This is a genomic window from Bacteroidales bacterium (genome assembly GCA_035342335.1).
Taxonomy (GTDB): domain Bacteria; phylum Bacteroidota; class Bacteroidia; order Bacteroidales; family JAGONC01; genus JAGONC01.
This window is the reverse complement of the sequence record DAOQWY010000018.1, coordinates 56,625-70,424: the sequence shown is the minus strand read 5'-3', so window position 1 is coordinate 70,424 and position 13,800 is coordinate 56,625. Positions and strand designations below refer to the sequence as shown.

Here is a 13,800-nt window from a genome sequence, read left to right as displayed (position 1 = left end):
AGTTGACCAGGGTGATGATGTCCAGCACGTTGACCAGGCCATCCTCGTTCACATCTGCACACAGGAAATCCTCCTCCTGGGGTAAGGATGGTACATCAGGGGCAAATGCAGAATATTCATTAAGGATGAATGCTTCATCCGCAGTCCTGTCATTGGCCGTGATTACGTTGTTAATTCCTAAAAGCAGGAGGGCTGCTGCTACAATGAAAAGGAAGCGTTGTTTCATGGTTGAACAGTTGAAGGTGAATGGGGATGCAAAATAGATAAATGCAGAGGGATATGCAAGTTTTTATGTAAGTATTTCAGAAATGCAGCTGTAACATAACATTTGCCTGTTACGGGATCACTCTCTTTTTCTTAAAATACTGTGAATCAATATAATATAAAATTCTTAATGAGAGACTGTTGGTGGCGGCAGAGGAAAGGGTCCAATCGAGGTTCTGAAAATACGATTCATAGATGTCCTTTGTGTCCAAAAGATCAATGGCATTTTTCCAGACGATGGCAATTTCGCTGCCGGGCGAGAATTCCCATTTGTAGGCCATGTCAATGGTGAATGCATTGTAACTGAAGTCCTCGTCGGAGGAATAATCATTGCCCACCAGATGACCGTCGGGCTGGAGGTCATAGAAGCCTTCATAGATTCCCAGAAGCCAGTAATGCCTTACCTTCAGGGCAAGCGACATCTTATTGTTGAAAATATAGCGCGTTGACAGGGTATTCGTTACATTGGTCACATCCCGTTTGCCAAAAATGATGACCTCCTGGCTACCGGGATTGAGGCTGTCCGCAACATAGCCTTTGTCATTCAGCGCTATGGAGTAGCCCAGCGAAAGGGAAACGAACAATTTATCGCTGATACGTAAGCGCGGCGAGACGGTCAGTGTATACCCCCGTTCGTGATCCTGATTCGTATGATAATATTCCCCTCCCACATCTGCAATGAAACGTTTGCGGTAGTCAGGCGAAATAAAACCTGAAATGGCCCACACAGGAGGAAGTGCATAATACCAGCCCTCAACCCTGGGCTCATAGTAGTCATGTTCATCAATGGGACGATAGTAAGTTTCCAGTGATACGCTAAGATAGTTCCTGAAGGTAGCGAATGTGTGCTGCCCCATGCCAAAGTCAGTGTACTTCAGGGGTGAATAGAGGGTTCCATACTCCAGATAGAGGGAGTTCTGCATTTCAATGAAAATGCTGAACGGATCATAGATGTTGTATTCCAGATCCAGCTCATTTTCAATTTCGTTGTTGTGCTGAAGGTATCCCATGTCATTCGGGTCATAGGTGTCCGTTTTCAGGTCATTTGCGAGTGAAAATGTAAAATTACCACTGGTTTTGCCTGCAGCAAAATGATGACTGTACCCATATTGGGGAGTGATCCCTTGAGCATATTTCTGGCTGACGATCACTTGACCTTCCATGCCATAGGTGTTGGATTTGTTGATCAGGCGAAAATCACCGCCTGTTACATTGGCACAGTAGTTTTCTTTGGGCTGGACGACATTGGTGTTGAAAATGCTTACATACGAGTTGTTTTTTAGCGATTGTTCAAACACCAGCATGTTATAGTTCGCAAACGGTTCGGTCAGGATGTTCCTTTTTTCACCGCTGATTGTATCCTTCACCGTGGCATAGGTGTTGGCAGTCATTCCGTTGAAAAAACCGATGGCAAGGCCTTTTGGATTTTTCCCGGTGATCTTGGTGGCATTCAGCATCTGTGCCTCTTCCGGGTTCTTGATGACCTTTTCGTTCTCGCATAGATGATCACTCACAGTGAAATATCCATCGGGAGTGCCTCCCACTCTCCTTGAATAAAATACGTCTCCTTTGTCGAAAAGCTCTGTCCCCTCGGTGAAGAATGGTCTCTTTTCTTCATAATACACCTCAAAGGGCGACAGATTGTAGATCTCTTCATCGGATTCCACCTGGCCAAAGTCAGGGATCAGGATCATGTCGAGTGTATAACTGTCATTGATCCCGTAGATCAGATCCATCCCTCCTTTGTAGGAAAATCCCCACTTATCAATATCAGGGACTTTGGTCACGTAACCGGAAACGTAGGGGATGAGTGCAAGCCTCAGCGGGGATTTGACATTCGTGATCCCTGTGAGCTCTCCGGCCTGGTTGTTGACGCCCAGCACTTTCCGGTCAACCGGATCCCATGAGGATATTTCACGGTATCGCCGGATCTGTCTGAAACAGTTCATCCCCCAGGCCTCGTTCCCTTTTTCGGGAAACCGCAGGGCAGAGTAAGGGATCTTCATCTCAGCCACCCATCCGTTTTCAACGATTCTCGTATGAGCGTACCAGACGGCATCCCAGGAACGGTCCTCCTCAAAATCACCCTGTCCCTCGATGCCAAGGCTTTTTGAATCCACCTGCACGCCGGCCACGGTTACATTAAATTCGTATGCGACAAGAGCATCATTAAAAGGATCGATGCTGACGCCAAAATAGTCCGTGTTGGATATCTCATCCCTTACGCTCAGTTCCTTCAGGATACTGTCGGGTGAGGGATCGTACATCATGGCGCCAACATACAGTGCATCATTGTCGAAAATGAAGAGGACCTCCGTTGTACAGGAGGCCGGCTGCCCGAACACCGGCTCCACCTGGATGAAGTCTCCGGCCGGAGCTGCCTGCAGCCATGAGGAGTCGTTCAGGATACCATCGATTCTGGGCGGAACAGCTATGCGAACCGCTTCCGCACGCTTTTTGGGAACATCGGCCTGCGGGAACACCTCGGTGGCTGTAAGCAACAGAATGACCAACAAGGATAGGGATCCTCTCATCATAATAGATCCGTGTAGCGTTGATAATTCTCTTCAAACAATTTTTTTTTATTTGAAGAGGGGGAGAAGTAGTACATCAGGTTGATATTTTCCTTACGAACAATTGTGATGTTTCATACTTCACCACCTCAACTTCCTCTCCCTTTTCGATGTAACCTGTCAGGGCCGTGGCATCATACACCTCATCCCCGATTCTTACTTTTCCGGCAGGCCGGAGTATGGTCAGCGCCCTGCCTTTCTTCCCCATCACGTTAGTGTACTGGAGATCGGCAGAGGTATATCCTTCTGATTTTTCCTGTACCGTATCCAGGGCAAGGTGGCCAAAAATCGTTGTGGTCAGGATTTGTTTACCCAGGTAAAACGAAATGACCAGAGAGACAAAGGAAGCTATGATGACCAGGAAGATGGAACTGATGAGGGCCTTGAAGGCGTCGCCCGGGAAATGAAATCCCACGTTTCCCACCATGCTCAGTGCCAGGCCTGCAACAATGAGTACGATGCCCGAGATGCCCAGCACGCCAAATCCGGGTATGGCAAAAAGTTCGATGGCCAGAAGAACAACACCGACGATGAAGATCAGTATTTCCCAGTGTGCTGCCAGCCCTTCCAGGTAAAGAGGCGCAAAATAGAGCAGGGCTCCGAGTACGGCAATTGCCAGAGGAAATCCGATTCCGGGGGTCTGAAGCTCAAAGTAGATCCCCCCGATGATCAGCATGATCAGCAGTGCGCTGACGACAGGATTGACCAGAAAGGCAATGATCTTATCCACCGGTTTGAGCTCCTGCTCGATCAGTTCATAGTTTTCCACTCCCAGTAAATCCATTACATCACCCATATCTTTGGCTTCTCCTTCACAGAAATCATAGTTGATGGCTTCGCTGGATGTGAACGTAAGCACCTGGCCGGTATCGGTAATTCCCGGAATGGCCATCCTGGGATCGACCATCGCCTGGGCGATCATCGGATCCCTTCCCTGCACCTCTGCCGTGGAACGCATCATGGAGCGCATATACGACTGGTATTTGTCCGGCAACGGTTTGCCCTCCTGATCAACCACCGTTGCAGCGCCGATATTGGCCCCGGGGCTCATATAGATGCTATCGCAGGCAATGGAGATCAACGCGCCGGCAGAGGCGGCATTGTTGTCAATGAATACGTGGACGGGGATGCCGGCATTAAGGATCCTGGTCCTGAGTGAATCCGCCGTTTCCAATACGCCTCCGTAGGTATTCATATGTATGATGACCATATCCGCTGAAAGATCTTCTGCCTGCTTAAATGCTTTTTTTGCCTTGTGCCAGACAGGAGGTGCAATCTGCTCCTTAATGTCGAAAAGATATACTTTGACTTTCTCTGATTGGTCAGCCTGTTCCTGACTCAGCAGCATGCCGGGCAGGATGATCGCGAACGCCAGGAACAGAAGCCCTGGCAGCCACCGGCAGGTTTTCTTGTTCCGGTAATGGTCAGTGTGTAAGTGCATGTTGATGGATCAAACGGTTAATTCTTACAATAATAATCGAAATAACAATTCTATGTGAAAAATTTTTGGAGCGTACTCAACAGATTACCGTGAAGGTTCGGGTTGGAGGCAAGGATCTGTTTTCCGTGAATGAAACCGGATCCTCCGGTGAAATCACTGACCAGCCCGCCTGCCTGTTGCACGATAAGCGCCCCCGCCGCCACATCCCAGGGATTCAATCCATATTCATAAAAGCCGTCGAAGCGGCCGCAGGCTACATAGGCCAGATCAACAGCGGCCGAACCCAGACGCCTGATACCCCTTGAATTTTGCAGAAGATGTCCCAGCAAACGGAGATTTTGTTCCAGGTATCCCGGATCAGTGTATGGAAATCCTGTTGCAAGCAGGGAATCATCCATGATCCGGGTGGAGGAACAGCGGATGGATTCACCGTTTAAATAGGCAGGGCCATTTTCCCAGGAATGGAAACATTCTTTCCGGTTCACTTCATAAACCACCCCCAAAACCACCTTTTCGCCATCCATCAAGGCAATACTGATGGAGTAGATGGGCAGTCCGTGAATGTAATTCGTGGTGCCATCCAGAGGATCGATCACCCACTGGAACCTCCCGCTCTTTGTCTCAGTGGTGCCTTCTTCAGCAATGAATCCCGCTTCTGGAAGCAGGGAGGCAAGTTCTTTGACCAGCAAAGCCTCCGACATTTTATCAACGTAGGTCACATAATTATGGCGCCCCTTTGTCTCAAGATCTTTCTGGCTGATCCTGTGTATGTCCCTCCGGATGATCCCGCCTGTGGTGCGCGCCAGATCGCACACGCGTAGACTGAGGGTTTCAAGGTTAATGGTTTCAGGTTGCATGTTACAGGTTACAGGTTGCAGGTTTATTGTTACGGAATTTGATGACTGTCTGGCTCATGTTTTGATTTTTGCTCTTTGATCTTTGCTTTTTGATTTTATTTTAAAGAACCAGAATCCAGCTGCTCCCAGTAAAATTAGCAAAATGGCGATCCACTGTGCCTGCGACAGTTCGATGCCCAGAAAACGGTAGCGCTGGTTGATCCGGATAAATTCGATCAGGAATCGTTCGATTCCGTTCAGGATTAAATAAAAACTGAACAGATAGCCGGGGATGATCCATTTTTTCCGTGTCAGCCAGAGTACGACGAAGATGATGCATCCCATGACGGTTTCATAGAAAGATGTGGGGTACACCGGCACTGACAGGACAAAGCAATGATCACCTGTACAGCTGTTGATGCGGTTCCCTTCGTTGATCACATTATGGGGGAAGTCAAATGCCCACATCCAGTCGGGCAGGAATCCCAACCAGGCCGGTTTTGGATCAGGATTCTCAACGCCCCAGCAACCATCTCCGGAAAGCTGACACCCGATGCGTCCGATGGCATAGGCCAGGATCAAGGCCGGTGCTACGGTGTCGGCAATATGCGGCCAGGGAATCTTGTTCCTTTCAGAATAAAATATGACGGCAAAGGACGCCACGATCAGACCTCCGTAGAACGTCAGCCCGCTGAACGAAAACAGGGTCCCGACCGGATCCCGGGCCAGGTCGCCGAGGTGCTCAAAAACATCAAAGATCTTGGACCCGATGATTCCAAAAACGGCAGCCACCAGTACGATACTGGCCGTGAGCTGGTAAGGGTGAACGGTTTCCTGGATTTTGACCGGTTTGTCAAGCTTTGCTTTATGTCTTTTATAATAGGTGGAGAAAACGGACAGGGCACCCAGCAGGATCCCCCCGATCCAGCTTCCTTGTGCTGATAAAATGTAATCCTGCGGAGTAGCAGCAAAATCCGCGTAATCCACGATCATCCCGATGAGTTTGTAACCGATGATGAAACCAATGATCCCCGTGCTTGCCAGATCCCAGGCTGTGGCGGACCTGCCTTTCCAGACTGTCCTGGTCCTGGAATGGATCTGCCCTTCTTTTTCCTTTCTTTTCAACTCCAGCCATACGATCCAGGCTGCCGCCATAAATGCGCAAGCCATGAAGAATCCATAAGTCTGGACCGGTAAATTTATCCTGATCCCAAACAGATAGTCAAGTAAGTCGCTGAGTTTTGGAAACACCGTTGATATTTGTTAAATTGTTAAAATAATTTTATCCTACATACTACATTTTTCACCCTTCATAATCATAAAACTCATTCTCATCCAGCTTAATCAATTTTACCGGGATGATCTGATTGACAAGATTTTGATCGTATGGGGCTTTCACGTGGATGTAATTCTCCGTGAATCCGAAAAGTTCCGTCTTAATTGGATCGGATTCAAATAAGACCTGATGCGTCGTGCCCTTATTTTTATGGTAAAACAGTTTCTTTTTGTTCTCTGATAGAACATGCAGCTGCTGGCTTCTTACTTTTTTAATTTCCGGTCTGATCTTGTTTTCCATCCTGGACGCTACCGTTCCCGGCCGTTCAGAGTAGGTGAATACGTGAACGTAGGAAAGATCCGTGTTTTGAATGAAGTCGATCGTTTCGGTGAAATCGGCATCTGTCTCACCGGGAAATCCGACGATCACGTCAACAGCAATGCAACTGTCAGGCAGGATGCTTCGTATCCTTGCAATGCGATCTGCAAACAATTCGCGCCGATAGTTTCTTTTCATCAGCGCCAGGATCCTGTCGGAGCCTGATTGCAGGGGAATATGGAAATGGGGCATGATTTTGCCCGACGAGGCCACCAGGTGGATGATCGCGTTGGTAAGCAGGTCCGGTTCAATGGATGAGATCCGGATCCGCGGTACGGTGATCTGCTCCTCCATCTGCACCAGTAAATCATAGAGCGATTCCCCGTGGTGTTTTCCGAAATCCCCGATGTTCACTCCGGTCAGAACGATCTCCTGTACGCCGGCCTCATGGATCATTCGTGCTGATTCGAGTACGGACCTGACCGGGGCGCTTTTGCTGCGGCCGCGAACAAAGGGGATGATGCAATAATGGCAAAAATTGTCACATCCATCCTGAACCTTGAGAAAGGAACGGGTCCGGTCGTGCAACGAAAAGGCGGGTACGAAAACCGGATTGCTTTCCGGGGAGCCTTCAGGAACAGCAAACCTGCTACCAGCAGTCAGGGACCGGAGATGCTCTGCCAGCGCATATTTGCTTTCGTTCCCCAAAACCAGATCGACTTCTGGCATGGTGGCCAGCTTCCGGGATTTTAACTCGGCGTAACAGCCCATTACGACGATCACGGAAGAGGGATTCCCGCGTTTCAGACGCCGTATGAACTGGTTGCACTTTTTTTCGGCTGCTTCAGTGACCGTACAGGAATGGATCACATAGATATCGGCCCTCTCCCTGTGATCCACCAGTTCGTAACCCTGTTCAGGCAGGCTTCTTCCGATGGTTGAAGTTTCAGCGAAATTAAGCTTGCACCCAAAGGTATGAAAGGCTATTTTCCGGCGGTTGGACATCAGTTTGCCAAATGGAAGACAAAGGTAGGGAATTAATAGCTGCAAGCTTGAAGCTTTTATCTTACCACCCTTTGCAGCACAATCCCCGCCACAATGAAGATCAATCCGATGATCGTGTACCCCATGATCTGCTCACCCACTGCAAACGAAACCCAGATCAGAGAAAGGAATGGCGAGATGAAAATGAGGTTGGCGACTTTTGCGGTGGTCACGCTCAGTTTAAGCGCTTTGAGCCAAAGGATGAAGGTGATCCCCATTTCGAACAGACCGATGTAAACCACACCGGCCAGCGCTTCCGGCGATGGGATCCGGATTTTGCGGAACACCAGCACTGCAGTCAGGGTATAAAGGAATCCGAACAGGAAGTTGAGGAACATTTTCGAAACCTCTTCCCTTGGATCCTTCATATTAAAAATGAAGAACACCGCCCAGAATACCGTGCAAATGAGGGCCAGCGCCACCCCCTGGAGGTTCGTGAATTGCAAACCCGTGAGATTCCCTTTCAGGACGATGATGATCACTCCAATGAAACTGATCAGGATGGCGATGATGCTTTTATACCCGATTTTCTGCTTCAGAAGTGGTACGGACAGAAGGGTCAGCGTGATCGGCCAGACATAATTCAAGACAATTGCTTCCTGCGCCAGGAGGAGGTCGTAGGCTTTCAAGACCGTTATGTAAAATAGGAATGGATTCAGCAGGCCGAGCAAGGCTGAATGCAACAGGTCCTTTTTTGTGATTTTACTCAGGCTTGTCCATTGGCCCTGCAAAAGGAGCAGGATCAGGAAGATCACAACAGAGACGAGTGAGGCATAAAGCAAGATGTTCAGGAAGTCGATTTGCCGCAATGTCAGTTTAAAGGCCGATCCGATCGTCGACCAGAAGAGCACGGCGATCAGTGCCAAAAGAGTTGCTTTCCGCTGGTTCGGTACGGTCATCGATATCTTTATACGTTTCTCCCCGTTGAATTCAGGTGCGAAAGGTAACGAAAAATCAATTATCAGAAAAAACTGTATCTTTGCCAACTCATCAACAGAATCATTCAGAATGAAACGATTGGGTGTGGTAGCTTTTGGAGGCAACGCGCTGATCCGGGATGGACAGAAGGGCACCATCGATGAGCAGGAAGCAAATGCATATAAGACCTGCGAAAACCTCATCAAACTCATTGACCGTGATTATAACCTGGTGATCACGCACGGTAACGGACCGCAGGTGGGCAACATCATGCTGGCCAATACGGCAGGGCATAAATTGTACGGATTGCCCGACATGCCCCTTGACATCAGCGTGGCTTATTCGCAGGGCTTCATCGGTTACGTGATCGAACAGCAGTTGCGTAATGTTTTAATGTCGAAGGATATGGACCGTGACATCATCAGCATCATCACACAGGTGCTCGTCAACAAGGAAGATCCTGCCTTTCAGAATCCGACAAAACCGATTGGGCCTTTTTATACAAAGGACGAAGCCGAGAAGATCACGACGGAAACCGGGGCCAGGTTTTCGAAAGATCCACGCGGCAGGGGATGGCGCAAAGTGGTGGCATCGCCCAAGCCGCTGGTCATTTCCAATGCACGGTCCATGGAACGCCTGGCCAGGGACGGACAGATCGTCATTGCTGTCGGCGGCGGCGGCATCCCTGCATTCTTCGTCCAGGAAAACAAACTCCAGGGGATCGATGCGGTCATCGACAAGGATCTTGCCTCTGCATTGCTTGCCGTGCAGATCAATGCGGATAAACTCTTTATCCTGACCGACATTGACAAGGTCTACATCAATTTCAATACTCCTCAGCAGAAAGCGCTTGACCGGATGTCGCTTTCAGAAGCAAAGCATTATCTTGCAGAAGGACATTTTTCAGAGGGAAGTATGGCCCCTAAGATCAGGGCAGCCATTCATTTTGTCGAAAACAGGGGGAAGGATACGATCATCACCCATACGGATCTTCTGGGAACAGATGGCGGAGGAACCAGAGTTGTCTTTGTTTAATCCAAAAAATAGATCACTATGCCATTCAATTTACGAAACCGAAGCTTTTTGAAGCTTCTGGATTTTACGCCGCAGGAGGTCCGTTTCCTGCTGGACCTGGCCATTGACCTGAAAAAGGCCAAGTATTCGGGAACAGAGCAGCAGCGCCTGAAGGGCAAGAACATCGCCCTGATCTTTGAGAAGACATCCACGCGAACACGTTGTGCCTTTGAAGTTGCCGCTTTTGACCAGGGCGCCAGCGTGACCTACCTTGGACCCTCCGGTTCACAGATAGGGCACAAGGAAACCATGAAGGATACAGCACGCGTTCTCGGCCGGATGTACGATGGTATTGAATACCGGGGATTTGGGCAGGCTATTGTTGAGGAGCTGGCCAAATACGCAGGCGTACCGGTCTGGAACGGGCTGACCGATGAATTTCATCCCACCCAGGTGCTGGCCGATATCATGACGATGATGGAACACAGCGATAAGCCGCTTCAACAGATCAAGTACGCTTATTTAGGGGATGCCCGCAACAACATGGGCAATTCGCTGATGGTTGGCGCTGCCAAACTTGGAATGGATTTCAGAGCTGCCGGACCGCGCTCCTGCTGGCCTGACGAGGCACTGGTGAAGGAATGCCAGGCAATGGCCAGGGATACGGGTGCCAGGATCCTCATCACGGATAACCTGGATGAAGCGGTCAAGGGAGCCGATTTTATCCATACGGATGTATGGCTTTCCATGGGTGAATCGGCTGATCTCTGGGGTCAGCGGATAAAGGAAATGATACCCTACCAGGTCAATAGCGCGGTCATCCACAAAACCGATAATCCCGGCGTAAAGTTCATGCATTGTCTGCCGTCTTTCCATAACAGGGATACGAAGGTCGGGGAGGAAATCTTTCAGAAATTTGGGATAGCTGCGATGGAGGTGACCGATGAGGTCTTTGAGTCACCGGCTTCCATTGTTTTTGATCAGGCGGAAAACCGCCTCCATACCATCAAAGCGGTGATGGTGGCCACCCTGGGCGATTAAGGGCCCGGAAAAAAAACAGGCTGCTCTTTTGGAGCAGCCTGTTTTGCAAGTAGTTTGGTGTTCTTAATATCTCTGTTCCTTGATTCGTGCTTTCTTTCCACGCAGTTCCCTGAGATAGAATATCCTTGCACGGCGAACCATCCCTTTTTTGTTGACGGTAATTTCATCGATGAAAGGTGACGATACCGGGAAAATCCTTTCCACACCAACATTGCCTGAGATCTTCCTCACGGTGAATGTTTCAGTGGGGCCGCTTCCGGCACGCTGCAGCACAACTCCCTGGTAACTCTGGATACGCTCCTTGTTCCCTTCCACGATTTTGTAATTCACGGTGATCGTGTCGCCTGCTTTGAATTCAGGGAATTTCTTGACAGGGACCAGGTTCTCAACATATTGTAGTAATTCGGTCTTTCCCATGGCCAATCTGATTTACAATGGATTTTTTCCAAAAAGAGTGCAAATATACATACTTATTTTAAATCAGAGCCTCTTGCCGTAAAAATATTTAACCATCCAGCAGTTGTGGCCGTCGTTGTTCGGTACGCTCCAACGCTTTTACCTGGCGCCAGTGTGCGATCTCTTTATCATTACCCGATAAAAGGACATCAGGGACCTTCATTCCCTTATAATTTGAAGGGCGCGTGTAGACGGGCGGAGCCAGAAGGCTGTCCTGGAATGAATCCGAAAGGGCAGAGGTTTCGTCGCCCAGAACCCCCGGTAACAACCGTATGATACTGTCGCACAATACCATGGCGGCAAGCTCTCCTCCCGAGAGAACATAATTCCCGATGGAAATTTCCCTGGTGATCAGCGCTTCCCTAACCCGTTCATCCACCCCTTTATAATGCCCGCACAACAGGATCAGGTTATTGAGCAAGGAAAGTTGATTGGCCAGCGGTTGAGAGAACATTTCTCCATCAGGGGTCAGGTAAATGGACTCATCATAATTCCTTCTGGAACGTAACAAGCCAATGCACCGGTCAATTGGCTCGATCATCATCACCATACCCGAACCCCCGCCATAAGGATAATCATCAACACTTTTATGGCGGTTTGTGGCATGATCACGTAAATTATGAATTTCCACTTCGGCAATTCCCTTTTCCCTGGCCCGTTTAAGGATGGAATGGGTAAACGCTCCTTCAAACATATCCGGAAAAAGCGTAATGATATCAATGTGCATGTTAAAAGAGTTTAACGGTAGTGCTTTGTTCCAAAATGTAAAATTATCGAATTATCTGAGCGCCCTGAACCTTTGTGCAGCCAATCTTATGTTACTTTTGTGAAAAAATGATCCTTTTGGTTCGGAAGAATTGGTTTTTGCTGCTGTGTGCAATGTTTTCCCTGAGTCTCTTTGCTCAGGAAAATGGTGTATTGTACAAAGTGGCTTTTAACGACAAATCTCAGTCGGAGTATGCAGTTGACCGGCCTGAAGAATTTTTGACCCCGCGTGCCATTGAAAGAAGACAGCGTTACAACATTCCGATAACCGCAGAAGACTTACCCATACCTTCAGCTTATATTCGGGCAATTCAGGATCAGGGCGCAACTACCCTTATCCGCTCCCGATGGCTGAATACGGTCATCATTGAGCTGCCGGCACAGGCCTCTCCGGAGATGATCAAAGCCATGAAGTTTGTTAAAACAGTTTCTAACTGTGATGAATTGGTTGAAAAACAGGATTCACCGATCAGTGATCCTGAATGTTGGAGAGAAAAACCTTTTTTCAGCCCTGAACAGACAGGTATCCCGGTCACAGGATCATCCGTCAGAAATTTGGATGCTTCTGCGTCCTTTGACTACGGGGCATCCCTGAACCAGATCGCCATGATCAACGGGGTAGCAATGCATTCACAGGGCTATACCGGAAAAGACATCATCATTGCCGTATTGGATGCTGGTTTCAGGGCTGTGGATACCATGGCAGCCTTTGACTCCCTTTGGATGAATGACAGGATACTGGGATCGCGGGATTTTGTCAATTGGGGTGGAAATGTCTTTGAGCCGGGCATCCATCAGCATGGCATGATGGTGTTATCTATCATGGGCGGTAATTTACCCGGGCAGCTGGTAGGCACCGCCCCTCATTCGGGATATTATCTTTTACGGACCGAAGATGGCAGATCTGAATACCTTATGGAGGAATATTACTGGATCATGGGTGCTGAATATGCTGACAGCGTCGGAGCTGACATCATCAATTCTTCGCTTGGTTATACCGTGTTTGATGACCCGGCCGATAACCATACCTACCAGGATATGGATGGGAACACCACTCCGGTTACCGTTGGCGCCGACATAGCCGCGGGCAAGGGTATGCTGGTGTGCAACAGTGCAGGCAACAGCGGAAGTTCCCAATGGAAGTACATCGGAGCACCGGCTGACGGCGACAGCGTTTTCACCGTTGGCGCGGTCGATTCCGAACGGAACTGGGCAAACTTCAGCTCGCTGGGACCGGCTTACGACGGACGTATCAAGCCAAATATCGCTGCCCAGGGGCAACAGACGATCCTTGCCTCTCCCTGGGGTGGCATCAGCGGGGGCAATGGAACATCGTTCTCGTCACCCGTGATCGCAGGTATGACGGCCTGCCTCTGGCAGGCCAAACGCGATTTCAGTAACCTGCAACTTATAGAAGCCATCCAGAAAAGCGCTCACCAGGCCGCGAATCCTGATGACACCCTTGGATTTGGAATACCGGATTACCTCCTGGCAAAAAACATCCTTGACAGTATCAACGTTAAAATTGATGAAATAAAGATCTTCCCGAATCCCTTTGATCAAATCCTTCAGTTCTGGATCAATCTCCCTTCCGCTCAAAGAGCCGAAGTGCGGATGTATGATGTTTCCGGAAAAATGGTCCTTGTTAGATCAATGGAGCTTTTTAAAGGCATTTCTAAGATTTCCATCCAGACTGAACTCGACAAAACAGGTATCTATGTCGTCCAGTTGGTGACCAGGGAAAAGGTCTACGCCGCCAAAGCCCTTCGAAGTCCCTGACGTCAAATGGGCTTCTTTGACATCATTTCCTGGAAATATTTTTTGTTTTATGTTAATTCCTGTATTTTTGAACAA

At 48.9% G+C, this 13,800-nt stretch carries 12 protein-coding genes; 3 read left to right on the top strand and 9 right to left on the bottom strand.

Annotated features, from left to right (window positions below):
- The 7 genes from PKI34_09850 to PKI34_09820 form a co-directional block, all read right to left on the bottom strand.
- Positions 1-226, bottom strand: a 226-nt coding sequence (locus tag PKI34_09850; protein HNS18110.1) for a hypothetical protein, incomplete at its 3' end; no start/stop codon positions are given.
- Between the two features lie 109 nt (positions 227-335).
- The gene (locus tag PKI34_09845; protein HNS18109.1) at positions 336-2,801 is read right to left on the bottom strand and encodes a DUF5916 domain-containing protein; all 2,466 of its coding nucleotides are present in this window, start codon (positions 2,799-2,801) and stop codon (positions 336-338) included.
- Positions 2,802-2,874: 73 nt separating this feature from the next.
- The gene (locus PKI34_09840; GenBank protein ID HNS18108.1) at positions 2,875-4,278 is read right to left on the bottom strand and encodes an NfeD family protein; all 1,404 of its coding nucleotides are present in this window, start codon (positions 4,276-4,278) and stop codon (positions 2,875-2,877) included.
- Positions 4,279-4,328: 50 nt separating this feature from the next.
- Positions 4,329-5,135 carry an inositol monophosphatase family protein gene (locus tag PKI34_09835; protein ID HNS18107.1) on the bottom strand — a complete coding sequence of 269 codons (807 nt, stop codon included), beginning with the start codon at positions 5,133-5,135 and terminating at the stop codon, positions 4,329-4,331.
- 54 nt (positions 5,136-5,189) lie between these two features.
- The gene (locus tag PKI34_09830; protein HNS18106.1) at positions 5,190-6,365 is read right to left on the bottom strand and encodes a prolipoprotein diacylglyceryl transferase; all 1,176 of its coding nucleotides are present in this window, start codon (positions 6,363-6,365) and stop codon (positions 5,190-5,192) included.
- Between the two features lie 52 nt (positions 6,366-6,417).
- Positions 6,418-7,758 carry a tRNA (N(6)-L-threonylcarbamoyladenosine(37)-C(2))-methylthiotransferase MtaB gene (mtaB, locus tag PKI34_09825; protein ID HNS18105.1) on the bottom strand — a complete coding sequence of 447 codons (1,341 nt, stop codon included), beginning with the start codon at positions 7,756-7,758 and terminating at the stop codon, positions 6,418-6,420.
- An 11-nt stretch (positions 7,759-7,769) separates the two neighbouring features.
- A complete protein-coding gene (locus tag PKI34_09820) occupies positions 7,770-8,651 on the bottom strand; it encodes a DMT family transporter (protein ID HNS18104.1) in 882 nt (293 codons plus the stop codon).
- A 109-nt stretch (positions 8,652-8,760) separates the two neighbouring features.
- On the opposite strand from PKI34_09820, the gene arcC reads away from it, so the two are divergent.
- Together arcC and PKI34_09810 are read left to right on the top strand one after the other, a co-directional pair.
- Positions 8,761-9,705: a carbamate kinase gene (gene arcC / locus PKI34_09815; protein HNS18103.1), complete on the top strand. Its 945-nt coding sequence runs from the start codon at positions 8,761-8,763 to the stop codon at positions 9,703-9,705.
- An 18-nt stretch (positions 9,706-9,723) separates the two neighbouring features.
- Positions 9,724-10,725 carry an ornithine carbamoyltransferase gene (locus PKI34_09810; GenBank protein ID HNS18102.1) on the top strand — a complete coding sequence of 334 codons (1,002 nt, stop codon included), beginning with the start codon at positions 9,724-9,726 and terminating at the stop codon, positions 10,723-10,725.
- Positions 10,726-10,788: 63 nt separating this feature from the next.
- On the opposite strand, the gene rplS is transcribed toward PKI34_09810, so the two are convergent.
- Positions 10,789-11,142: a 50S ribosomal protein L19 gene (rplS, locus tag PKI34_09805; GenBank protein HNS18101.1), complete on the bottom strand. Its 354-nt coding sequence runs from the start codon at positions 11,140-11,142 to the stop codon at positions 10,789-10,791.
- Between the two features lie 88 nt (positions 11,143-11,230).
- On the bottom strand, positions 11,231-11,908 hold the full coding sequence (gene trmD / locus PKI34_09800; GenBank protein ID HNS18100.1) for a tRNA (guanosine(37)-N1)-methyltransferase TrmD: 678 nt from the start codon (positions 11,906-11,908) through the stop codon (positions 11,231-11,233).
- A 116-nt stretch (positions 11,909-12,024) separates the two neighbouring features.
- Between trmD and PKI34_09795 the strand changes: the two genes are divergently transcribed.
- Positions 12,025-13,725 (top strand): S8 family serine peptidase, encoded by a 1,701-nt coding sequence (locus tag PKI34_09795; GenBank protein ID HNS18099.1) that lies wholly within the window; start codon positions 12,025-12,027, stop codon positions 13,723-13,725.
- Positions 13,726-13,800 lie beyond the last annotated feature (75 nt).

What these genes read in the sequence shown, in the direction of transcription:
- PKI34_09845 (HNS18109.1), bottom strand. Translation starts at nt 2,801, where the DNA reads ATGATGAGAGGATCCCTATCCTTGTTGGTCATTCTGTTGCTTACAGCC.
- PKI34_09840 (HNS18108.1), bottom strand. Translation starts at nt 4,278, where the DNA reads ATGCACTTACACACTGACCATTACCGGAACAAGAAAACCTGCCGGTGG.
- PKI34_09835 (HNS18107.1), bottom strand. Translation starts at nt 5,135, where the DNA reads ATGCAACCTGAAACCATTAACCTTGAAACCCTCAGTCTACGCGTGTGC.
- PKI34_09820 (HNS18104.1), bottom strand. Translation starts at nt 8,651, where the DNA reads ATGACCGTACCGAACCAGCGGAAAGCAACTCTTTTGGCACTGATCGCC.
- arcC (HNS18103.1), top strand. Translation starts at nt 8,761, where the DNA reads ATGAAACGATTGGGTGTGGTAGCTTTTGGAGGCAACGCGCTGATCCGG.
- PKI34_09810 (HNS18102.1), top strand. Translation starts at nt 9,724, where the DNA reads ATGCCATTCAATTTACGAAACCGAAGCTTTTTGAAGCTTCTGGATTTT.
- rplS (HNS18101.1), bottom strand. Translation starts at nt 11,142, where the DNA reads ATGGGAAAGACCGAATTACTACAATATGTTGAGAACCTGGTCCCTGTC.
- trmD (HNS18100.1), bottom strand. Translation starts at nt 11,908, where the DNA reads ATGCACATTGATATCATTACGCTTTTTCCGGATATGTTTGAAGGAGCG.